This is a genomic window from Pseudomonas lijiangensis (genome assembly GCF_018968705.1).
Taxonomy (GTDB): domain Bacteria; phylum Pseudomonadota; class Gammaproteobacteria; order Pseudomonadales; family Pseudomonadaceae; genus Aquipseudomonas; species Aquipseudomonas lijiangensis.
This window is the reverse complement of sequence record NZ_CP076668.1, coordinates 1,282,479-1,304,685: the sequence shown is the minus strand read 5'-3', so window position 1 is coordinate 1,304,685 and position 22,207 is coordinate 1,282,479. Positions and strand designations below refer to the sequence as shown.

Below are 22,207 nucleotides of genomic sequence, written 5' to 3'. Positions count from 1 at the left end.
ACCGCAATGCGTTGGCTGTTCGCTTTCTTCTGCATGTCGTTCGTTCCGCTGTCGCAAGCGGCCTTTACCCAGACCATCGTGCCCAAGGGCAGCGAACAGAAAATCATCGATCACAAGGTCATCAATACCCAGAGCCTTGCCGACAAGAAAATCGACAAGGTGCTGGTGCTCAAATCCGCACGTCAGTTGCAATTGATCAGCGGCGGCGAAGCGCTCAAGACCTATCGCATTTCCCTGGGCAGAAACCCCAAGGGCACCAAGCTGCAGGAAGGCGACCAGCGCACACCGGAAGGTTTCTACTGGATCGACTGGCGCAAGCCCAGCAACAATTACAACCTGTCGATGCACATTTCCTACCCGAACATTTCAGATGCGGCACGCGCACGCCGTGAAGGCGTCAAGCCCGGCAGCATGATCATGTTGCATGGCACGCCCGTGGACGAAGAATATCCGGAGTGGTATTTCCATACCCTGGACTGGACCAATGGCTGCATCGCGCTGAAGAACAACGATATGCGCGAGGTCTGGGATCTGGTGAAGGACGGCACGATGATCGAGATCCGGCCGTAAACGCGTCGCGGGCAAGCCCCCTCCCACTTGGTTATGGACGGCCTCAAGAATTGGATTAACGTCCGACTTCCTGAAACACTCAATCCCGTGGGAGGGGGCTTGCCCGCGACAGCATTTTAAAACGCTTCCAGCCGCCAGACTTCATAAGCTGGCGTTTCGTACGGATGGCTCTGCTTGAGAGCCATCACTGCCTGATGAATGAACTCATCGGCCACGACCATCTCGACTTTCCATTCCTCGACCGTCTCGACCACGCCACCCTGCCCGATAAATGGCTGACTGCTATCCAGCGGGCGGAACTGGCCCTGGCCGAGCACTTGCCATGAGCAGTGATCGTAAGCACCGATTCGCCCTGCACCAGCGGCGAATACGGCGTTCTTGACCTGCTCCACATGGCTTGCGGGCACGAAGAAGGCAAGCTTGTACATCGGGGTTTAGTTAACCCAGACGCGAGCGTTGCGGAACATGCGCATCCAGGCGCCGTCTTCGTTCCACTCTTCCGGACGCCAGGAGTTCTGCACGGCACGGAATACACGCTCAGGGTGCGGCATCATGATGGTGACGCGACCGTCGCGGGTGGTCATGCCGCCAATACCGCGCGGCGAGCCGTTCGGGTTGGCCGGATAGGTTTCGGTCACCTTGCCATGGTTGTCCACATAACGCAGCGCTACGGTGCCGGAGATATCGGCTTCGAGCAGGGCGTCGTCGTGGGCGAACTCGGCATGCCCTTCACCGTGAGCGATGGCGATCGGCATACGCGAACCGGCCATGCCTTGCAGGAAGATCGATGGCGACTCCTGGATCTGGACCATCGCGACACGCGCTTCGAACTGCTCGGAACGGTTACGCACGAAGTGCGGCCAGAACTCGCTGCCCGGAATCAGCTCGTGCAGGTTGGACAACATCTGGCAACCGTTGCACACGCCCAGGGTGAAGCTGTCGGTACGCTCGAAGAAGCCCTGGAACGCATCGCGGGCACGGCTGTTGAACAGCGCCGACTTGGCCCAGCCTTCACCGGCACCCAGTACGTCGCCGTAGGAGAAGCCGCCGCACGCAACCATGCCCTTGAAGTCGTTCAGGTCGACACGACCGGCCAGGATGTCGCTCATGTGCACGTCGATGGCATTGAAACCGGCGCGATCGAACGCAGCCGCCATCTCGACCTGACCGTTGACGCCCTGCTCGCGCAGAACCGCAACCTGAGGACGGACACCTTTCTTGATGTAAGGCGCTGCGATGTCATCGTTGACGTCGAAGCCCAGCTTGACGGTCAGGCCAGGATTGTCTTCTTCCAGCAGCGCATCGAATTCCTGATCGGCGCATTCGGCGTTATCACGCAGACGCTGGATCTGGTAGCTGGTTTCAGCCCACTGACGCTGCAGCAGACGGCGCTGGCCGGTGAATACCGACTCACCCGCGAAGCTGATGACCACTTCATCGTTGTTCACCGGCTTGCCGATGACCGAAACGCAGTCTTCAAGGCCGGCAGCGCTGAACTGGGCCAGCACCAGCGGGGTTGCATCCTGACGAACCTGGATGACAGCACCCAGCTCTTCGTTGAACAGGATCGAAGCCAGCTCGGCGGAGGTTTCAGCCAGGCTGTCGAGGTACAGGTTCAGACCGCAATGACCGGCGAACGCCATTTCCAGCACGCTGACCAGCAGACCACCGTCGGAACGGTCGTGGTAAGCCAGCAGGTGACCGTCGGCATTCAGGCCCTGGATGACGGCAAAGAAGGCCTTGAGGTCTTCAGCGTCATCGACGTCCGGTGCCGAGCGACCGAGCTTGCCGTGAACCTGGGCAAGAATCGAAGCGCCCATGCGGTTCTGGCCACGACCCAGATCGATGAGGATCAGGTCGGTTTCGCCCTTGTCCATGCGCAGCTCTGGAGTCAGGGTCTTGCGGATATCGCTGACAGGCGCGAAGCCGGTCACGATCAGCGACAGCGGCGAGGTCACGCTCTTCTCGGTGCCCTCATCGCTCCAGCGGGTTTTCATGGACATGGAGTCCTTGCCCACCGGAATGGTCAGACCCAGCTCAGGGCACAGTTCCATGCCCACAGCCTTGACGGTGTCGTACAGACGCGCGTCTTCACCCGGGTGGCCGGCAGCCGACATCCAGTTGGCCGACAGTTTGATGTCGGACAGCTTTTCAATACGCGAAGCGGCGATGTTGGTGAGGGTTTCACCAATGGCCATGCGACCAGAAGCCGGGGCGTCCAGCAGCGCCAGCGGAGTACGCTCGCCCATTGCCATGGCTTCGCCGGTGTTGACGTCGAAGCTGGTGGCCGTCACGGCGCAGTCAGCCACTGGCACTTGCCATGGACCGACCATCTGATCGCGAGCGACCAGACCGGTGATGCTGCGGTCGCCAATGGTGATCAGGAAGTTCTTGCTGGCTACCGCCGGGTGACGCAGAACGCGCTCCACGCTCTCGTCGATGCTCAGCGTGCCCGGATCGAAATCGTCGCCCAGTTCAGCTTCACGCGCTACTGAACGGTGCATACGCGGGGCCTTGCCCAGCAGCACTTCCAGCGGCATGTCCACCGGGTTGTTGCCGAAGTGGCTGTCGGTAACGGTCAGTTGAGGCTCGGCAGTGGCTTCGCCAACGACTGCGAACGGGCAACGCTCACGCTCACAGATGGCCTTGAAACGCTCGAAATCTTCAGCGGAAACGGCCAGAACGTAACGTTCCTGAGACTCGTTGCTCCAGATTTCCAGCGGGGCCATGCCCGGCTCGTCGTTAGGCACGTTACGCAGCTCGAAACGACCACCACGGCCGCCATCATTGACCAGTTCAGGGAAGGCGTTGGACAGACCACCCGCACCCACGTCGTGGATGAAGCTGATCGGGTTCTTGTCACCCAGTTGCCAGCAACGGTCGATGACTTCCTGGCAACGACGCTCCATTTCAGGGTTTTCACGCTGAACGGAAGCGAAATCCAGATCGGCGGAGCTGGTGCCGGTGGCCATGGAGGAAGCAGCGCCACCGCCCAGACCGATCAGCATGGCCGGGCCACCCAACACGATCAGCTTGGCACCGACAGTAATCTCGCCCTTCTGGACGTGATCTTCGCGGATGTTGCCCATACCGCCAGCCAGCATGATCGGCTTGTGGTAACCGCGAACTTCGTCACCGTGAGGCGTGGTGATCGATTGCTCGAAGGTACGGAAATAACCGGTCAGGGCCGGACGACCGAATTCATTGTTGAACGCCGCGCCACCCAGCGGGCCTTCGATCATGATGTCCAGCGCAGTCACGATGCGCTCGGGCTTGCCGTAAGGCACTTCCCATGGCTGCACGAAACCGGGGATCTGCAGGTTCGATACGGTGAAACCGGTCAGGCCGGCCTTTGGCTTGGCACCACGGCCAGTTGCACCTTCATCGCGAATCTCGCCGCCGGAACCGGTGGATGCGCCGGGGAACGGAGCAATCGCAGTCGGGTGGTTGTGAGTCTCGACCTTCATCAGGATGTGAACAGGCTCCTGCACCGCGCCGTACTGGCGGGTTTCAGGGTCCGGGAAGAAACGACCGGCAACATTACCGACGATCACCGAAGCGTTGTCCTTGTAAGCGGACAGAACGCCTTCGCTGTGCATCTGGTAGGTGTTCTTGATCATGCCGAACAGGCTTTTTTCCTGGCTTTCGCCGTCGATATCCCAACTGGCGTTGAAGATCTTGTGACGGCAGTGCTCGGAGTTGGCCTGGGCGAACATCATCAGTTCGATGTCGTGAGGGTTGCGCCCCAGACCGTTGAAGCTGGTGACCAGATAATCGATTTCGTCTTCAGCCAGGGCCAGGCCCAGGTCGACGTTGGCTTTTTCCAGTGCTGCGCGACCGCCACCGAGGATATCCACGGCAGTCAGCGGCTTGGGTTCGGCATGGCTGAACAGACCGGCGGCCTGCTCGTGGTTGCCCAGAACCAGTTGGGTCATGCGGTCATGCAGGCTGTCGGCAATGGCCTGAGCCTCGATATCGCTGAACTGGCCTTCTACATAGAAGGCGATACCGCGCTCCAGGCGCTGGATCTTTGCCAGGCCACAGTTACGGGCAATATCGCTGGCCTTGCTCGACCACGGCGAAATCGTGCCGAAACGTGGCAGCACCAGGAACAGACGACCGTTCGGCTCTTGAACCGGCACACTCGGGCCGTATTTCAGAAGGCGGTCGAGAACCTGCTGCTCTTCACTGGACAGAGCGCCAGTGATTTCAGCGAAGTGAGCGAATTCAGCGTACAAGCCACTGACAGCTGAAACTTTTTGTTTCAGTTGTTCTAGTAATTTGCTGTGGCGGAAGGCAGAAAGGGCAGGAGCACCGCGCAGGATCAACATCTTCGGGACAGCCTCGGGAAGGGGGTGTGCTTTGAGGCCACGCATTCTAGCCTAAACCGACCCTTTGAGCACCCAAAACGGCGACAAGGAATACGCCCGAATGTCGTTTCTTTGCAGAAAACACCTTCTTTTTTGCCAAAAAGCCATCGCCTATCAGACGCGAGCCTTGCTGTCGAGATATGGCGGCACCGGTGCTTTGCGTATACTGCACCGATGTTCTCCCTAGCAGATTTCCGCCCTCGTTGCGCCAAATGGCTCGTCGCAACCGGACTCTTCCTGATGCTCAGCGCCTGTGTGGATAAACCCAGCACACTGGAGCGAGTCAAGGAGGATGGCGTCCTGCGCGTTGTAACCCGTAACAGCCCCGCCACTTATTTCCAGGATCGTAACGGTGAAACCGGCTTCGAGTACGAGCTGGTCAAGCGTTTTGCCGAGGATCTGGGGGTAGAACTCAAGATCGAAACGGCCGATAACCTCGACGATCTGTTCGAGCAGATCAACAAGCCAGGCGGCCCGGTTCTGGCGGCTGCCGGCCTGATCGACACCCAGGAGCGCAAGCAGCAGGCGCGCTTCTCTCATCCGTACCTTGAAGTCACACCCCAGGTGGTCTACCGCAACGGCCAGTCACGACCGACCGACGCCGGCGATCTGACGGGCAAGCGCATCATGGTGCTCAAGGGCAGCAGCCATGCCGAACAACTGGCAGCCCTCAAGGCCCAGAACCCCGGCCTTGAATATGAAGAATCGGATGCTGTGGAAGTGGTCGACCTGCTTCGCATGGTCGATGAAGGCCAGATCGACCTGACGCTGGTGGACTCCAACGAACTGGCCATGAACCAGGTCTACTTCCCCAACGTGCGCGTAGCCTTTGATCTGGGCGAAGCCCGGGAACAGCGCTGGGCCGTGGCGCCGGGTGAAGACAACAGCCTGCTGAACGAAATCAACGCCTACCTGGACAAGGTTGAAAAGAACGGCACCCTGCAACGACTCAAGGACCGCTACTACGGCCACGTCGATGTATTGGGCTATGTGGGTGCCTACACCTTTGCCCAGCACCTGCAGGAACGCCTGCCCAAATACGAAAAACACTTCCAGGCCTCGGCCAAGAAGGAACAGGTCGACTGGAGGCTGCTGGCCGCCATTGGTTATCAGGAATCCCTGTGGCAGCCCACCGTCACCTCCAAGACCGGGGTTCGTGGCCTGATGATGCTGACCCAGAACACCGCGCAAGCCATGGGCGTTACCAACCGGCTCGATGCCAAGCAAAGCATTCAGGGCGGAGCCAAGTACTTTGCTTACGTAAAGGATCAACTGGACGAGAAGATACAAGAGCCGGATCGGACCTGGCTGGCGCTGGCATCCTACAACGTTGGCAGCGGCCATCTGGAAGATGCCCGCAAACTGGCCGAAAACGAGGGGCTGGACCCCAACAAGTGGCTGGACGTCAAAAAGATGCTGCCCCGCCTCTCCCAGAAGAAGTGGTACAGCAAGACCCGCTATGGCTATGCCCGAGGCGGTGAGCCGGTGCATTTCGTCGCCAACATTCGTCGTTATTACGACATTCTGACGTGGGTGACGCAACCACAGTTGGAAGGCAATCAGGTGGCTGAAGGCAATCTGCACGTCCCTGCCGTAGACAAGACCAAACCCGCCTCAACGCCACAACCGGATGCCCCCCAGGAAAACCCGGCACTCTGAACAGGCTCAAGCCTTGCTGGCAGCCCGACGCATCCTGAAAAACTCGCTCAACATCGTCCCGCACTCCTCCCCCAGCACTCCCCCCTCGAACAGCACGCGATGGTTGAGAAACCCCTGAGTGAAAAACTGTCCCTGGCTCTGCACAATCCCGGCCTTGGGCTCCAGCGCGCCGTAAACCACGCGCGCCACACGAGAATGCACGATCAGGCCCGCGCACATGCTGCAAGGCTCCAGCGTCACGTACAGCGTACTGCCCGGCAGACGATAGTTGCTCACCGCCCTGGCCGCATCGCGAATGGCGACCATTTCGGCATGGGCACTGGGATCGCTGCCACTGATCGGGCAGTTGTAACCGCGCCCGATGATCTGGCCATCCTGCACCAGCACAGCGCCCACCGGCACTTCGCCCAGTAGCGCGCCCTGTGCGGCCAGTGCCAGCGCTTCGCGCATGAAGTCCTGATCGCGACTGCGATCGATGATTTGCGGCTGACGCATCAAGAAACCTCTATTGCTGCCATGAGCCCGGTTTCCATGTGATCGATCACATGGCAGTGGAACATCCACACGCCGGGATTATCCGCGACCAGCGCCACACGCGCCCGCTCATTTCGGCCCAGCAGAAAGGTATCGGTGAAATAAGGGATAATTTTGCGCCGATTGGAGCCGATCACCTTGAAACTCATGCCATGCAAATGGATCGGGTGCTGGTACTGAGTCATGTTCTTCAGCTCGAAGATGTAACTCTTGCCCAACTGCAATTTGGCGATGGGCCGATCTGCGCAGGTCTTGTCGGTGATATCCCAGGCCTCGCCATTGATCTGCCAGAGGCTTGGCGGCTTGCCATTGTCGGTGTTGACCGACATGGAGCCGACCCACTCGAAGTTGAAATTGATCTTTTCGGCATTCTCCAGATCCGGCTCGGGAATCGGATTGGGCGGCAAGGCGGCTGGCCATTGGCCCGGCGCGTCGTTATTGGCCACCGAGCGGAAAGTACCCAGACGCACCGGCCCATTGCGCAGCGAGATTTCCTCACCGGCAGGCGGCGCCTTGATCGCCAGACAGATCCGCATCCCCGGCCCGAGCCAGTAATCCTCGCCCATCGGGCGCGGCTCTATCGGGTTGCCATCCAGGGCATAGATCATCGCCTCGGCATCGGGCAGGTTGAGGCGGTACGTCCAGGTGTTGTCCAGATTGAGCAAACGTACCCGCGTGATCTGCCCGGCAGGCAAATCGATCACGCCCAAGGGAACGCCATTGATGGTCTGCAACCGCCCGGCCGTCCCTTCACGGGCCGCCTCGCGGGTCACGCTGAAGTCAGTGAATGCGCCCTGCTCGTCCACATGCCAGCTTTTCAGGCTGACCGTACGCTCGTGCAGAAACCCCGTCGGCTCACGTTCTTCGACAATCAGCGGCCCCACCAGCCCGCGTCCCAGCTCTTCACTGCTGCTCACGTGGGGGTGATACCAGAAACTGCCCGCGTCGGTGACCCGGAACTTGTAGTCGAAATACTCGCCCGGCTTGACCGGCAGTTGCGAAACGTAAGGCACGCCGTCCATTTCCAGCGGCAAACGGATGCCATGCCAGTGAATGGTGGTTTCCACCGGCAACTGATTGATGAAGCGCAACCGCAGCCACTCGCCCTGCCGCACCCGCAACTCGGTGCCCGGCGCAGAGCCACCGAACGCCCAGGCTGGCGTCTTGTAACCTGGCACCAGCTCGACATCCAGCGGCGCAGCAATCAGCTCGAAGTCATGCCCTTCGCCCGGCCCGCTGCGTCCCAGCCAGTAACGCGATGCACCACCCGCGCCCAGACCCACTACGGCAAGACCGGCCAGACCTCCGAGAATTTGTCGACGGGTAAAGGACATAAGGGCAAACACCTCAAGAACGACTGCGGGATGCACCTGAGAGCAGATGCGAGGGGCGAATACGATACACCTGCATTTGGGGAAAGATAAGGGCGGCAAGATCGCACTAACTATTTAGTGCTTGCGCTCTGAGGATTAACGACACGCTTGGGGGATTCCACACACGAGACACACCCTGTGAACCAGAACACTAACACCTCAAACGCACCACCCTTTTCCCAGGACCAGATGACGCTGAAAAGCATCGCCCGGCGCCTGGCCGACAGCTGCCCCGACATGCGCCAGCAAGCCCTGGAAACAGCGGCGGATATCCTCAGAAAACACACGGGCCTGACGATCTCGCCAGACACCGTCTACTGGCACCGTTTCACCACAGCGGTAAGCAGTCATGTCACCTTCAGTGGCTGGCAGCATCATGGCTCGCCCATCGAATCAATGACCCTGCCGCAACTGATCCTGCATCGATTCAACGCCCAGGATCAGGACTATGCAGACGAACTGCAAACCATGGGCGGCTTTTATACAGCCGGGCCGCAGGCCGGTGCCTACGATGAGCACACTGAAGTGAAAATGCTCGTTTCAGATGTCATGAACGATTTGTGGGCCATCGATTTCAGCACGCAATACAAAGCAAAACTGGCCAGCTTCTGGGAGCACTGCGCCGAGGACTTCCGTACCCTGAGCAAAGCCAACTTCCTGTCCAAGGTCCTGGAAGATCAATACAACGGTCATTTATCCGCCAGGGAGGCCCAGTCGATCATTCAGGCGGTGGCGAACAATATCCACACACCGATCCGGCTGTCGATGCTGACGGCTACCACCACTGTACCTGCGGGAGTGCGCGTCACGGCCTTTGATATCGGTGGTCATGAAGCCAGCGATATTCTGCGCATCGTGACGCCCCGTGGCGGGCAGATTATCTACATACCCGGGGAAATCACCCCTATCCACGTTTTCGACACACAGGCGCAACTGAAAGCCTGGGTCGTCAGCGAAACGGCGAAAGCCGGTGACCGGGCGCGATTTCTCTCGCACTTCGCGCTTTCCATGCGCACTGAAATCGGCAATGACGTCGGCCTCAATCATCTGATGGACCTGCTGCCCTCCGCCAGTGAGTCATTGATCAATCAGAATGATCGCGACCTGGGCATGGATGCCTTCACCTGGCTTCGGGACAGCGCACGCAAACGCATGAATGCCGATGCCAACCTGTCCATGCGCTCCAATTCTGACCTGCGAAAGCAGATGTGGATCGGCTATCTCAATGCGTTCTCCCATGTCATAGGCCCTCTGGCGGCCATTGACTGGCCCATTGCACTGGCCGTGGTGGGTGCCGGACTGGCAGACATGGGACTGAATATCGATCAGGCGGTCAACGGCCATACCACCGCCGAACGCAAGGCAGGCGTCATCGGGGCAATCACCAGCGGTGTGGATGTGCTGTTCAACAGCCTGTTCCTCATCGGCGGTTTTGCGGAGACAGAGCACCCGGTTATCGATCAGGAAACAACGCTGCCTGTTACAGACATTGATGAGTCAAACCTGATTCCTGCAATCGCCGACACCGCAGAAGCACCAGAGACATCGGAGCTGCCTGACGACTTCAAGAGCACCATTTCGCTCAAAGGCCCCCCAATAGCGCAAAGTGGCCGCATGCAGGGCATCTATCAACTGGCTGATGGCAGTACCTACGTTTCGATCAAGGGCGAGGCTTACCGGGTTCGCTTCATCAATGAGATGAACGGTTGGGTCATCGTCGACCCGGCCAATCCTTTCTCGTTCTACCGCAATGCCCCGATACGCATCAATGCGGCCGGCCAGTGGGAAACGTTCAGGGCCAATGGCCTCAGAGGGGGCGGACCAGCAGCATCACGCCCGAGCCCTTGGCGAGTCGATCATCCGCTCAGAACCAGCGCCTATGACGTCCCGGAAAGCACGAAGCCAGGTCTCCTTCAGGCGGCTAATGGTGACGATCGCAAGGTACTGAAGGGAGACTGGGTCTGGACCAATTCCTCGATAGATCCCTATGTTGATTTCAGGGTGCTCAGAGAGCGATTACGTACCGATGCATTCGACTTCTTCAAGCAGCTTGAATTGCCGCCCCGGCCTGTGATGCCGTCCCTTGAAGCCACCGACACCTGCAAATCCATGCTGCAGAAGGTCTTTGCCCATGCTCGCGGCCTGGTTGTCGGGGAGAGCCACTTCGAATCAGGCAGCAAGAAACTCCTGATCGACAACATGCGCCTGTTGAGAAAACTCAATGTCAGAACGCTGTATATGGAGCATCTGCTTACCGATTTCCATGTGCAGGACCTGAAAACCTTTGCCAGATCAGGCCGTATGCCCCGTGATCTGAAAACCTACCTGGAGCGCCTCGACGCCGGGCACCGTACCGACCCCACGGGCCAGTACACCTTTCTGGAACTGGTGAAAGCCGCCAATGACCATCACATCCGCATTCAACCCATCGATTGCATGGCCAGTTATCGAGTGGTCGGCATGCCTGACCCCTCCGGGCTGCTACGTATCAAAGTGATGAACTATCTCGCCCACACCATCATCCAGGCCGACGCACCGAGCCTGGGCTCCAAGGGCAAATGGCTGGCGCTGGTCGGCAATGCCCACGCCAATACCTATGAAGGTGTTCACGGCATCAGCGAACTGGAAGGTGCCATCGGCATAAGAGCCGAGGATGTCAGTCTGGATCAGCCTCAAAACTTTTCGATTGACCCCGGCCGAGTGATGAATGGCGAGATTGGCAGGCGCCCCACTCTCGTCAAAAGCGACTTCAGAATGCAGATGCCCATTATTGATAGAGCGTATCTGCAACCCACGATAGAAAGCCGCCTGATCACTCCGGGCATGTTCGTCATTGATAGAAATACCAGCAGTCCGATATTGATCCACCGTTCCACAGACGGCTCTATCGTACGAACGACTATCAAAACCAGGCAAGGCAAGTTCTTTATAGAGCGCCCCAGATGGCAAATCCTCAATAACCGCCGTTTTGACAATCTGGAGCAACTGGCCGATACGCTGGCGGTGATAGGGATGAAAAATGTCACTTAACAGGTGCTGAGGTGCATGCACACGCTGCGGATAGAACCTGTGGGGTTGTATCCGCAATTTTGGGGATAGCCGTAGCTCAGCTCTGGGCCATCCCCACTCGCTAGCGGTTGAAAACTCACTTTGACACTCACCACCAATACAAACGATTCTCGTTTGTGATATTTTCCCGCGCTCGCTTGCATGCCATCCAGGGTAGCTTCATGTCCGGTTCCGATCTCAAGGCGCTCTATCTCGCCCATCGCGCAGAAATCCAGGAATACCTGGATCGTCGCTTGCGCTGCAAAGAGACCGCTGCGGACCTGACCCAAGACACCTTCATTCGCCTCTCCGAACAGATGGGCCGCACGCGCATAGAAAACTTCCGCGCCTATCTGTTCTCCAGCGCCCGCAACCTGTTCATCGATCACACCCGTCGCCAGGAACACCGCAAAGGCGAGCCGCTGGAACAGCAGGAGATGATCAGCCTGGGGCAAAGAACCCCGACGCTCGAACAGGCGGCCATTGCCAGCCAGCAACTGGCCACCTTGAACGAGGTGATCCAGAACATGCCCGAGCCTTGCCGCGAGGTGTTCCTGATGGTGCGGGTCGAAGGCATGACCTATGCCGAGATTGGCGAACGCCTCGGCATCTCCCCGAAGACAGCCTACAGCCGCATGGTCAGGGCTCTGGATTTATTGAAGCTCGGCATGTCCCGGTGAATGTACAATCGCCCGCCAGTACTCATTCCAGTCGAATCGCTTACCCCATGAATCCCGAACCGCCCATCCACAACTCGCCTGCACATCAGGATGATGACATCAGTCATCAGGCCAGCGCCTGGTTTGCCTTGGTCCAGGGAGGATCGCCGACCGAGGCTGAGCGCGAGGAACTGGCCAGGTGGATCGCGGCTGACCCTCGGCATGCACAGGCCTATGCCGAACTGGAAAGTCTGTGGGACGCCTCGGCATTCCTGCTGCAACCTGCGCGCCCCGCTGCTCGCCCTCAATTATCGCGGCGCCGCTTTGTCGGGCTCGGGATCGCCGCCAGCGCCGTGGCGGTCACGGCGGGCGCAACGTCTTTCTGGCTCAAGGGTTCAGGATCACCGTTTGCCGACGTGCGCACTGCCGTGGGCGAACGGCGCAAGGTGAGCCTGCCGGATGGGTCGACGGTCGACCTTGCCGGCAACACCGCCTTGAACCTGGACTTCTCCGCGACGCGACGGTCAGTGACGCTGCTTCAAGGCGAAGCGTTTTTCAACGTGGTGCCCGCCGCTGCCGGCGAGTTCCGGGTAAGTACTGAAGAAGGCATGGTGATCGCCAATGACAGCGAGTTCTGCCTGACATGCGATCAGACAACCGCACGTGTGGCTGTCAGTCGCAAGACCGTGCGGGTCGTCACTACCACTCAGCAGACGGACCTCGAAGAAGGCCTGTCCCTGCGCTTCAGCGCCAACCAGACCGGTGCCATTCAGCACGCGGAGCTGGAGCAGATTCTCGCCTGGCGCAATGGCCGCCTGGCCTTTTTCGACACGCCGCTGCTGACGGTTGTCGATGAACTGCAGCGCTGGCGAGAAGGGAAAATCTTCATCATGGACAAGCAACTCGCAGCACGGCGAGTCAGCCTGATCCTCAACCTCGACAGGCCCGAGCAGATGCTGGATGTCCTGTCCAAAGCCCTGTCCGTGCGCACGGCTCGCTATACCGATCTGGTCACGCTGATCTACCCCGCCTGAAACTTGTGCATAAATAATTCAAGACACCGTCAGGAATCGCAATTGCTCATCCGTCTTAACGGGACTGATTGCTACTCGCATATCCGCGCACACTTCACAGGAAGCGACCTGAATGGCCAAAAAATCCACCCCGAGCCTGAAAAACGATACCCGCTGGCAGCGTAATGCCTGAGTGCAGCGCTCGCCTGCACCTTACTCGTCGGAACCGTTCAGGCTCATGGAGCTTCAGGTCAGGCCGCTGCAAGCACGGTAGAAAAACTGTCGCTCAATATTCCTGCACAACAATTGCGTCAGGCCCTGCTGAGCTTCAGCCGACAGTCCGGGCAAAACGTGCTACTCGATGGCGACCTGGATGCCAGCCTGCGCAGCGTTGCAGTCATCGGCAGCTACTCAGCCGAAGAAGCCTTGGTGAAATTACTGCAAGGCAGTGGCTACAGTTTCTCTCGCACTGACGCGGTCACCGTTTACCTTGTCCCGACAGACCGAAACAGCGCTGGCAACGAAGTCATTCTTGGCCCGACCCGGATTCAGTATCAAGCCATGCAAGACGGTGGCCTGAGCCAGGGCTACCAAGGCAGGCCGGTTTCCAGCACCACGCGCCTGGGCCTGAGTGACAAGGACACGCCACAGGCGATCACCGTGGTCACCCGCGAGCAAATGGACGTCTTCAAACTCAACAGCGTGAAAGAGGCACTGCGCAATGCGCCGTCAGTCACCGTCGAACAGTTTGAAACCGATCGCACGGCCTTTACCTCCCGTGGCTTCAAGATCGAAAACTTTGAATACGATGGCATGAGCCTGCCCTTTTCGGGCGGCGTGCTGGTGGGCGATCAGGACATGACCGAGTTCGAGCAGGTTGACGTGCTGCATGGCGCCAACGGCCTCATGAGCGGCACGGGCGATCCGTCGGCCACGGTCAACCTCGTGCGCAAACGACCTACCGACACCTTCCAGGCCAGAGTCGACAGCAGCATCGGCTCATGGGATAACCGTCGGCTGGGTGTGGATCTGTCCGGCCCTTTGACCGACAGCGGCAAGGTTCGCGGACGCTTCATCACCTCCCACGACAAAGGCAACTCCTACCTCGACCAGTACAGCCACGAAGTCAACGTGGCAGCGGGCTTGCTGGCCTTTGACCTGTCCGACGCCGACACCCTGACCGTAGGCTTTACCCAACAGAACAGCTACTCCAATGGCAGCACCTGGGGAGCCTTGCCGATCGCCGATTACGCGGGCAACCGTATTCACTACAGCAGCCGCAGCTCCAGCGTCGGTCAACCCTGGACCTACTGGGACGTCCATACCCAACGTGCCTTCGTCGAACTGACCCACGCCTTCGACAACGGCTGGGAAAGCACCCTGACTCTGGCCGGGATGAGCCAGGACTCCGATACCAAAATGCTGTACGCCATCCCGGCAACCGCCACCGATGCCTACGCCTATATCAACCGCACCACCAGCACGGAACATCAGGTGACGGGTGAAGCGCGGCTGTCAGGCCCGTTCAAACTCCTGGGACGGGAGCATGAATTGACCGTGGGTGCCAACTACGGGCGTACCCATCATGACGAGCGCGGGCACTACAGAGACGCATCGGGCAACCAGCTTGTCAGCCTCTCCGATGCACTGGCCGGCAACGTGGTGCAACCGGCACTGAACTACACCGACGACCTCAATACCCAACGGTTCACCGATCGCCAGAAAAGCCTGTTCGCCGGGGCGCGTTTCAGCCTTGCAGACGACCTGCACTGGATCGCCGGGGCACGCATGCTCAGCGCCGACGGCGAAGGTGCTGGCTATGGCTCGCCGCACAACACCCGGGTACACGGCAAGGTCACACCCTACACCGGCCTGGTTTATGACCTCACCCCGCAATGGAGCCTTTACACCAGCTGGACAGAAATCTTCAAACCCCAATATGTACGCAGCACCAGTGGCGGAGTCATCCTGCCACTGGAAGGCAAAAGCATGGAAGCCGGTGTGAAAGGTCGTCTGCTTGATGAACGACTGACCGTGACCGCTGCGGTATTCAAGACAGACCAGCAAAACGTCGCCGAACTCACCGGGGAAATCGTGGGGGGTCAATACGTGTATCGCGGAACCAACGTCAAAAGCCGCGGCATCGAACTGGGCGCTTCCGGCGAAGTGTTGACAGGCCTTGAACTGGCGGGCGGCTATACCTTTGTACAGATCGAAGACGACGATGGCGAAGAGGCTCGCAAGTACATCCCCACTCATACCTTGCGCGGCAACCTGACCTATCGCCTGCCCAGCCTGCCCAAGGCCAAAGTCGGCACCCGCTTTCAGTGGCAAAGCGCAACCGAGCTGGACACCAACAGCAATGTCAGCCAGGAGGCCTACGCCCTGGTGGACCTGATGGCCAGCTACGACATCGACGAACACTGGAGCACATCGCTCAACATGAACAACGTCACCGACCGCAAATACTTGCTGTCGCTGTACCAATCGGCAGGGTCCACCAACTATGGTGCGCCACGGAACCTGACGGCTTCGGTGACTTGGAAGTATTGATTTAGAGGGGGGTTGGGTGGATGCGAGAAAGCCCCTGGGTTCAGGGGCTTTCTCTTATAGTCGCTCGGTAGTGGTTCGGCCCGCAGCAACTCCCGTAACACGGGAGCTGCATCACGAGACGCTTAAACCAACTCGGCTAAAGAGGCGGGGTTAAATCCGCCCAGCTTTTCAAGTTCTCCAGTTTCAACCTTCGATGCCCAATCCGGGTCACTCAGCAGCACGCGACCTACAGCTATCAGGTCAAATTCGTCGCGCTCCATGCGCTCGACAAGCCGGTCCAGACTCGCAAGCGCAGGGGCCGAACCCTTGCCGGCAAAGGCATTGGTTACATCGTTGTCCAGACCAACCGAACCCACACTGATGCTCGCGGCCCCGGTCACCTTCTTGGCCCAGCCCGCGCAATTCAATCCGTTTTCGCCATCAATCTCGGGGAACTCAGGCTCCCAGAAGCGGCGTTGCGAACAGTGCAGAACGTCGACACCGGCCTCGACCAGCGGAAGCAGCCAGTCTTCCATCAACGCTGGAGTCTCGGCGACACGCACGCCAAAATCCTGCTGCTTCCACTGGCTGACACGCATGATGATCGGGAATTCGGGGCCGACCGCATCACGAACGGCAGCAACGATCTCGCTGGCAAAGCGTGAACGCTCTTTGATGGTCGGGCCGCCATAACGGTCGGTGCGCTGATTGGTGCCCGCCCAGAAGAACTGATCGATCAGGTAACCATGAGCCCCATGAATCTCGACGGTGTCGAAGCCCAGGTGTTTGGCATTTGCAGCGGCCTTGGCATATGCAGCCACCGTATCGGCAATATCCTCTTCGCTCATCGCCACACCGCGCGGGTCACTTGGCGTATTGAGGCCAGACGGGCTTTCAACGGGCGCATCGGGTTCCCAGCCTCTGTCGCTACGTACTGCACCGGTGTGCCAGAGTTGCGGCCCCATGCGTCCACCCGAGTTTTTAACTGAATCGATCACGCTCTTCCACCCGGCCAGCGCCGCGTCACCGTGGAAAAAAGGAATGCTGGCCTCATTACGCGACGCCGGGCGATCAATGACCGTGCCTTCCGACAGAACCAACCCAACGCCACCCTCCACTCGGCGGCGATAATAGGCAGCACTCGCCTCACCCGGTATGCCCTCCGGAGCGAAGAGGCGCGTCATCGGAGCCATGACAATCCTGTTTTTCAATTCCAGAGAGCCGATGGAAAAAGGACGGAATAAAACGCTGGTATCAAGGTTTGACATCGAAGTTGAATCCATTGATTTCGGAAGGCATATAAGTATACTTTGTAAACTTAATGTCAATTAGGCACCTTGAATCGCCTAGGTATACCTGAGGAAACCTGATGCTCGAAATACAGCCACAATGTTTTTCGTCGGACTGCCCCAGCCGCGCACTCTTTGATCAGATCGCAGACAAGTGGTCCATGATGGTTCTGGCTGTTCTGGATGAAGAGCCACGCCGCTTCAATGCCATCAAACGCCGACTGGAAGGCGTGACCCAAAAGGCACTGACACAATGCCTGAGACGACTGGAACGCAATGGACTGGTTTCCCGACAGGTCATCTCGCTGTCGCCTGTGGCAGTGCAATACGAAATCACTCCGCTGGGCCAAAGCCTGCAACAGCCATTTCGTGAGCTGCACAAATGGACACTGCTGAAATTGCCAGAGGTTGAAGAGGCGAGGTTGCAGTTTGATAGTGCGGCTGGGAGGGGGGTTTAGGGGGCCATGTATTGTTGAGATTGAAGTTCCTGACCTCCAAACTAACCCCCCCACCAGCACAGTCTTAAGACAAAAATTAAAACCGTCTCACCTCCGGAAAAGCGCCAATCGTCGCAGATGACAGCCCATTGGCCGTTAATTATCGGTGCCGTTCGACGGCGCTTGACTCGCTTACAACTATTACGACCGGTCGGCGGAACGAAATCAAAGTGCCATTAGTCGTAAAGATTGTAGAAACCAGAGGATTGGCCGACACGATCCCATGAGAGCAGTTTCTAACCCTGCTCGATCCGGTCTGGAAAGGATAATCCGTTCGGTTATTTATCTGGTTGTATTTTCAGAGCGTCGTCTGATGAAGAAAACACTGCTCGGCGTACGAGCGTTGATGTCTGTGCCCAAGGACAATCCTGGTCTGGTCAAGGCGCAATACATCGCGCTGTCTCGCCAATTGCCCATGATGTATTTCATCCTGCTGATCAACACCCTGATGCTGGCGGGCACCCACTTTGCGGTCGCGCCGCGCTGGCTGGTGGTGTATTGCCCGTTGATCATGACGTTGTTCGGCGTGATTCGTGCTGCGGAATGGATGCGCACGCGCGGACGGACGCGCACCCCTGAGCAGATGCTGGCGGCGCTGAAGCGCACCAATATGCTCGCGCCGTTTGTCGCCGTGGCGTTCACCGCCTGGTCGCTGGCGCTGTTTCCCTATGGCGACAGCTATGCCCAGGCGCATGTCGCCTTTTATATGGCGATCACCGTCATCGGCTGCATTTTTTGCATGATGCACCTGCTGCCAGCAGCCCTGGCCACCACCGCAGTGGTCAACACAGCGTTCGTGGTGTTCTTCGCGTCCACCAATATCATGACCTTTGTTGCCACTGCGATTGACGTCCTGCTGGTGTCCATCGCCATGCTGATCATTCTCAAGGCACAGTACGCCGACTTCACCCGGCTGGTGAACATGCAGGCGCAGACGGCAAAACTCAGCGAGGAAAACCTTCACCTGGCCAATCAGGACAGCCTGACCGGACTGGCCAATCGGCGGCAGTTCTTTTCCCGCCTCGATACGCTGCTGTCCCGCGCCCGCGAGCAGGAGATTCGCCTTGCCGTGGGGCTGATCGACCTGGATGGCTTCAAGCCGGTCAACGATCTGTATGGCCATAGCATTGGTGACAAGCTGCTTTGCCAGGTTGGCCAGCGCCTGACCGGGCTGCTCGACGAAGATGTACACCTGGCCCGGCTGGGAGGCGACGAGTTTGGCCTGATCATCACTCAGGCCATGAGCGACGACCAGTTGCGGGAGTTTGGCGACAGAATCTGCGCCAGCATGCGCGAGCCGTTTCTGCTGGTGGACATCCCTATTCAGATCAGTGCATCACTGGGCATCGCGACCTTCCCGGATCAGGCATCCGACGCCACGCAAGTGTATGAATACTCCGACTACGCCCTGTATCAGAGCAAGCGCCACCGCCCCGGCACGGTCTGCCTGTTCAGCGCAGCCCATCGCCAGCAGCTCAATCGCGAAGGGCTGACCGAACAGGCCCTGCGCAGGGCCGATCTGGATTCTGAGTTTCACGTGGTGTTCCAGCCCATCGTGGATATTCACAGTGAGCAAACCGTCGCGTTCGAGGCCCTGGCACGCTGGGAAAGCCCGGAGTTGGGTAACGTGCCGCCCAGTGAGTTCATCCCGATTGCCGAGCGCGTCGGCATGGTCAATCGCCTCACGGTGCCGTTGCTGAGCAAGGCGCTGGACACGGCCGCGAGCTGGCCTGCGGGTATCCGCCTGTCATTCAACCTGTCCGCCCACGACTGCGGTTCGGAGGACGCCGCCCAGCAGATCGTCGAGCTGATCAAAAGCAGCCATTTCGACCCGGCCTGCCTCGATCTGGAAATCACCGAAACCGCGGTCATCCAGGACCTGCCGCAGACCCAGCGAGCAATCAGCCGGTTTCGCGAACTGGGCTGCGGCATTTCCCTCGACGACTTCGGCACCGGCTATTCCAGCCTGAGCCAGATCCACGCGCTGTCACTGACCAAACTGAAGGTGGACCGCACCTTCGTCACCAACATCCACCTCGACCCGGCCAGCTTCAAGATCGTCAAGTCGCTGGTTGCCCTGTGCCAGGACATGCAGCTGGAATGCATCGTCGAAGGCGTGGAAACCGCCGCAGAGCTCGACGCCCTGAAAAACCTCGGCTGCGCCTGGGCCCAGGGCTACCTGTTCTCCAAACCCATGCGCGCCAGCGACATCAGCGCCTGGCTTGAAGGCGAGCAACTGGCCAGGGTGCAGGCGGTTTAATTCGCTGATCGGACGAGGCGCGACTCGCGCTCGTGTTACGGTAGCAAGCTCTGCTATCTGAGTTTTCCAGACCCAAAAAGCCAAAAGCCCGCTGTTACGCGGGCTTCAGGGTGTTTTTTGCTAGATAGTGCCGGGCAATGCCTGACGTCCCATCACTCCCACTCAATTATCAATAACCCCGCATAGACCAGTAAATCCAAAGTCGACAAGGCACGAAAAACTTTAAAACCATGAGAAATACCATAGAGGATCAAAATCACCTTTGTGAGCCTGTCCCGCTTGGAAAATGTCTAGGAGACCAAGGGCGATTCAGTGTTAGTCCTGAGGCGTTTGAACGCGCCTCGTTATGAGGCCGGGAAATGTCTACCGGAGTGGGGGTAGTCCAACCTACGTTGCAGAAATGGGCCAGAGGAGATTTGGCTTACAGGGTGCTAACAACCATCAACCCCCTGGCGACATTTAGCGAAGCTGGTCTACAGCTTCGTTCAGCGAATAGCCTTGAGGTCTTTCTCAAGCTTTTTGATAGCCTCGTAGTCATCTTCGACCTTGCCCAGGTACCAAGCTTCGCAGAGTGCGTCGAACTTGGGCATGAAGTCCTCATCCTCTTCAGCCCTTAGGGCAAGCTCTTCATAGATATTGATGAGGGGCTCAAGCTTATCGGGGTATCTCGACGCCAGAACTCGAACGCGTGTGGACTGGCACCCTGCGTTGTGCAGGCGATCATCAAGTGATTTTGGCATGAGTTTGCCTCCTTCAATAACGGTCAGCGTGGGTCTGATTCTGATTCCTGTGCGTGCAGTAAATTCAGCTAAGTTTCTGGATCTGTAGGTTTGAGAAAGGTTGATGAGCCTGTCGTAATGCTCTCTTTGGACCCTTGGGTAAACCCAGAGATGCCTCATAGCAGCGGCAAAGGCAAAGTAGTTGAGGTTCCATGGGTCGCCTTTGACAAGAGCCTTGAACGAGCTGCCAGCGCAAAATACGCACTGCGCTGCTATGCGCATGTCCATGTATTTCGGCTGTGCTCTCCACTCTTTGGCCTTTGTGACCAATGAGCCAATCCCGTCTTTGAGGTTGATGAATCCTAGGGATATGCCTTCGGCGAAGGCATAGATCTCAACGCCAACTTCAAGGAGCGCGGTGATGAAGATCCGTCGTTTAGCGCCGCCGAAAGCCGCCCCGAAATCGCTTGTCCAGAAAACGCGTTCATTCAGAGTGCCGGTCTCGTAAAGCTTGAGCATAGCTTCGCCAAGCGATGAGCCCTCTGGAATTGGGTTTTTCACCCCTTCCTTGTGGAAAACCTTGTTGAGCAGCTTGGCCCAATCAATGTTTGGCATATATGCATGGAGCAGTTTATAGAGCGGATTGGCCTCACCGAATTTCTCGGGATTGCCTGCTTTTACGCCCTGCTCCCAAAGCCATGACATTATTTCAAGGGGAAGGCTTTGCTTGGTGCCCCGGTCTGCCCTGATGTGGGCGTCGTAGATTTTCTTGGCCGCTTCATAGCTCATTTCTGGATAGAGCTTGATTTTGAATTTGCCGAATCCAACCTCGCCCTTCATCAGCATCTGAATGACGGCCTCTTCATTCATATGATTAAGGATGCGGTGGTTTTTGGGCCTGAGCTTGTGGCCTTGTCTCAGTTCCATCTCTTCATTGAGGGTTCTGTACCAATCCATGGCTGAGTCGGGATCGCCGCCCTCTCCCCCAGGTTCTACACCGGCCTCCTCCATGGCTTTTTTGGCTTCAGCCTCAAGAACAGCCTGCTCCTCAGGCGTTCGCTCGCGGTGTTTCTTCTCCATTTCCTCGCGGAACATGCTGTCCATGATGACATCAACGATGGCAGCAAAAGTGCCAATGATAACGGCATACCCGATGCTCAGGCTGTCAGTTTCGGAGGATGGCAGTCGCATGACCTGCTGCGATGACTTCACGCTTTCGTAGGTGTTGATCAGGTCATCACCACCCAATGTTGCCAGACGCTTTTTGATCTCGGCGTCCATCAGGCTGCCCTTTGCTGTTCGCCGGGAAAGCGTAGCTGCACCACTCTGTTTGCCTGTATGTCGTTCAGGCCGTATGCCTTGAGGAATTCGCGAAGCTCTTCAGCGTTGGTTATGCTTTCATCTGAGGCCCTAGCCACGATGAACTCCATTTTTTCGGTCGTCATCTCGAAGGTCTTTAGCAGAGCCATGAAGTCGGCATTGGCCTTCTCGACATCATCCTTCATTTTCTGTTTTACAGGCCTGTCAGCCCAGCTCTTGGCGACCCATCCTGCTGCCATCGAGAGTCCCGCGATTACGACGCCTCCGATGACTTGAACGACCTTTGACATAATGCTCCCTCAATTCGAATTCCAGCTAGAGGAATCTAGACATCAAAGTGCCACCTGGCAACGGCTGCCTCATA

Annotated in this window: 15 protein-coding genes; 8 read left to right on the top strand and 7 right to left on the bottom strand. The window is 58.1% G+C overall.

Features of this window, described 5'->3' with window-relative positions:
- The first annotated feature begins 6 nt into the window (after nt 1–6).
- Entirely contained in the window at nt 7–570 is a 564-nt protein-coding gene (locus tag KQP88_RS05695) for a L,D-transpeptidase family protein (RefSeq protein ID WP_025258873.1), read from the top strand.
- 116 nt (nt 571–686) lie between these two features.
- Here the strand turns inward: KQP88_RS05695 and KQP88_RS05690 are convergent, their stop codons facing one another.
- Together KQP88_RS05690 and purL are read right to left on the bottom strand one after the other, a co-directional pair.
- Nucleotides 687–998, bottom strand: coding sequence for a Nif3-like dinuclear metal center hexameric protein (locus KQP88_RS05690; protein ID WP_216705071.1), 312 nt, complete (start codon nt 996–998; stop codon nt 687–689).
- 6 nt (nt 999–1,004) lie between these two features.
- A complete protein-coding gene (gene purL / locus KQP88_RS05685) occupies nt 1,005–4,901 on the bottom strand; it encodes a phosphoribosylformylglycinamidine synthase (RefSeq protein WP_216705070.1) in 3,897 nt (1,298 codons plus the stop codon).
- 213 nt (nt 4,902–5,114) lie between these two features.
- Here purL and mltF point away from each other — a divergent pair, with 213 nt between their 5' ends.
- On the top strand, nt 5,115–6,599 hold the full coding sequence (mltF, locus tag KQP88_RS05680; protein ID WP_074569039.1) for a membrane-bound lytic murein transglycosylase MltF: 1,485 nt from the start codon (nt 5,115–5,117) through the stop codon (nt 6,597–6,599).
- Nucleotides 6,600–6,605: 6 nt separating this feature from the next.
- Here mltF and tadA read toward each other — a convergent pair whose 3' ends face one another.
- Nucleotides 6,606–7,094 carry a tRNA adenosine(34) deaminase TadA gene (tadA, locus tag KQP88_RS05675; RefSeq protein WP_216705069.1) on the bottom strand — a complete coding sequence of 163 codons (489 nt, stop codon included), beginning with the start codon at nt 7,092–7,094 and terminating at the stop codon, nt 6,606–6,608.
- Nucleotides 7,094–8,467, bottom strand: coding sequence for a multicopper oxidase family protein (locus KQP88_RS05670; RefSeq protein WP_025258868.1), 1,374 nt, complete (start codon nt 8,465–8,467; stop codon nt 7,094–7,096). The genes tadA and KQP88_RS05670 overlap by 1 nt, the downstream gene beginning before the upstream one ends.
- A 177-nt stretch (nt 8,468–8,644) precedes the next feature.
- Here KQP88_RS05670 and KQP88_RS05665 point away from each other — a divergent pair, with 177 nt between their 5' ends.
- From KQP88_RS05665 to KQP88_RS05650, 4 genes are all read left to right on the top strand, one after another.
- Nucleotides 8,645–11,536: a membrane-targeted effector domain-containing toxin gene (locus KQP88_RS05665; RefSeq protein ID WP_216705068.1), complete on the top strand. Its 2,892-nt coding sequence runs from the start codon at nt 8,645–8,647 to the stop codon at nt 11,534–11,536.
- A 200-nt stretch (nt 11,537–11,736) separates the two neighbouring features.
- The gene (locus tag KQP88_RS05660) at nt 11,737–12,234 is read left to right on the top strand and encodes an RNA polymerase sigma factor (RefSeq protein ID WP_216705067.1); all 498 of its coding nucleotides are present in this window, start codon (nt 11,737–11,739) and stop codon (nt 12,232–12,234) included.
- Between the two features lie 47 nt (nt 12,235–12,281).
- Complete coding sequence (locus tag KQP88_RS05655; RefSeq protein ID WP_216705066.1) at nt 12,282–13,247, top strand: FecR family protein; 966 nt, start codon at nt 12,282–12,284, stop codon at nt 13,245–13,247.
- Between the two features lie 285 nt (nt 13,248–13,532).
- Nucleotides 13,533–15,779: a TonB-dependent siderophore receptor gene (locus tag KQP88_RS05650; RefSeq protein WP_260413759.1), complete on the top strand. Its 2,247-nt coding sequence runs from the start codon at nt 13,533–13,535 to the stop codon at nt 15,777–15,779.
- Nucleotides 15,780–15,901: 122 nt separating this feature from the next.
- On the opposite strand, the gene KQP88_RS05645 is transcribed toward KQP88_RS05650, so the two are convergent.
- Entirely contained in the window at nt 15,902–17,026 is a 1,125-nt protein-coding gene (locus KQP88_RS05645; RefSeq protein ID WP_216705065.1) for an NADH:flavin oxidoreductase, read from the bottom strand.
- 101 nt (nt 17,027–17,127) lie between these two features.
- Here KQP88_RS05645 and KQP88_RS05640 point away from each other — a divergent pair, with 101 nt between their 5' ends.
- Nucleotides 17,128–17,505, top strand: coding sequence for a winged helix-turn-helix transcriptional regulator (locus KQP88_RS05640; protein WP_216705064.1), 378 nt, complete (start codon nt 17,128–17,130; stop codon nt 17,503–17,505).
- Between the two features lie 352 nt (nt 17,506–17,857).
- Nucleotides 17,858–19,804, top strand: coding sequence for a putative bifunctional diguanylate cyclase/phosphodiesterase (locus tag KQP88_RS05635; RefSeq protein WP_216705063.1), 1,947 nt, complete (start codon nt 17,858–17,860; stop codon nt 19,802–19,804).
- A gap of 485 nt (nt 19,805–20,289) precedes the next feature.
- Here KQP88_RS05635 and KQP88_RS05630 read toward each other — a convergent pair whose 3' ends face one another.
- On the bottom strand, nt 20,290–21,804 hold the full coding sequence (locus KQP88_RS05630; RefSeq protein ID WP_216705062.1) for a hypothetical protein: 1,515 nt from the start codon (nt 21,802–21,804) through the stop codon (nt 20,290–20,292).
- Nucleotides 21,804–22,133 carry a hypothetical protein gene (locus KQP88_RS05625; protein WP_122576269.1) on the bottom strand — a complete coding sequence of 110 codons (330 nt, stop codon included), beginning with the start codon at nt 22,131–22,133 and terminating at the stop codon, nt 21,804–21,806. The genes KQP88_RS05630 and KQP88_RS05625 overlap by 1 nt, the downstream gene beginning before the upstream one ends.
- Between the last annotated feature and the right edge of the window lie 74 nt (nt 22,134–22,207).

What these genes read in the sequence shown, in the direction of transcription:
- KQP88_RS05695 (WP_025258873.1), top strand. Translation starts at nt 7, where the DNA reads ATGCGTTGGCTGTTCGCTTTCTTCTGCATGTCGTTCGTTCCGCTGTCG.
- KQP88_RS05690 (WP_216705071.1), bottom strand. Translation starts at nt 998, where the DNA reads ATGTACAAGCTTGCCTTCTTCGTGCCCGCAAGCCATGTGGAGCAGGTC.
- purL (WP_216705070.1), bottom strand. Translation starts at nt 4,901, where the DNA reads ATGTTGATCCTGCGCGGTGCTCCTGCCCTTTCTGCCTTCCGCCACAGC.
- mltF (WP_074569039.1), top strand. Translation starts at nt 5,115, where the DNA reads ATGTTCTCCCTAGCAGATTTCCGCCCTCGTTGCGCCAAATGGCTCGTC.
- tadA (WP_216705069.1), bottom strand. Translation starts at nt 7,094, where the DNA reads ATGCGTCAGCCGCAAATCATCGATCGCAGTCGCGATCAGGACTTCATG.
- KQP88_RS05670 (WP_025258868.1), bottom strand. Translation starts at nt 8,467, where the DNA reads ATGTCCTTTACCCGTCGACAAATTCTCGGAGGTCTGGCCGGTCTTGCC.
- KQP88_RS05660 (WP_216705067.1), top strand. Translation starts at nt 11,737, where the DNA reads ATGTCCGGTTCCGATCTCAAGGCGCTCTATCTCGCCCATCGCGCAGAA.
- KQP88_RS05655 (WP_216705066.1), top strand. Translation starts at nt 12,282, where the DNA reads ATGAATCCCGAACCGCCCATCCACAACTCGCCTGCACATCAGGATGAT.
- KQP88_RS05645 (WP_216705065.1), bottom strand. Translation starts at nt 17,026, where the DNA reads ATGTCAAACCTTGATACCAGCGTTTTATTCCGTCCTTTTTCCATCGGC.
- KQP88_RS05640 (WP_216705064.1), top strand. Translation starts at nt 17,128, where the DNA reads ATGCTCGAAATACAGCCACAATGTTTTTCGTCGGACTGCCCCAGCCGC.
- KQP88_RS05635 (WP_216705063.1), top strand. Translation starts at nt 17,858, where the DNA reads ATGAAGAAAACACTGCTCGGCGTACGAGCGTTGATGTCTGTGCCCAAG.
- KQP88_RS05630 (WP_216705062.1), bottom strand. Translation starts at nt 21,804, where the DNA reads ATGGACGCCGAGATCAAAAAGCGTCTGGCAACATTGGGTGGTGATGAC.
- KQP88_RS05625 (WP_122576269.1), bottom strand. Translation starts at nt 22,133, where the DNA reads ATGTCAAAGGTCGTTCAAGTCATCGGAGGCGTCGTAATCGCGGGACTC.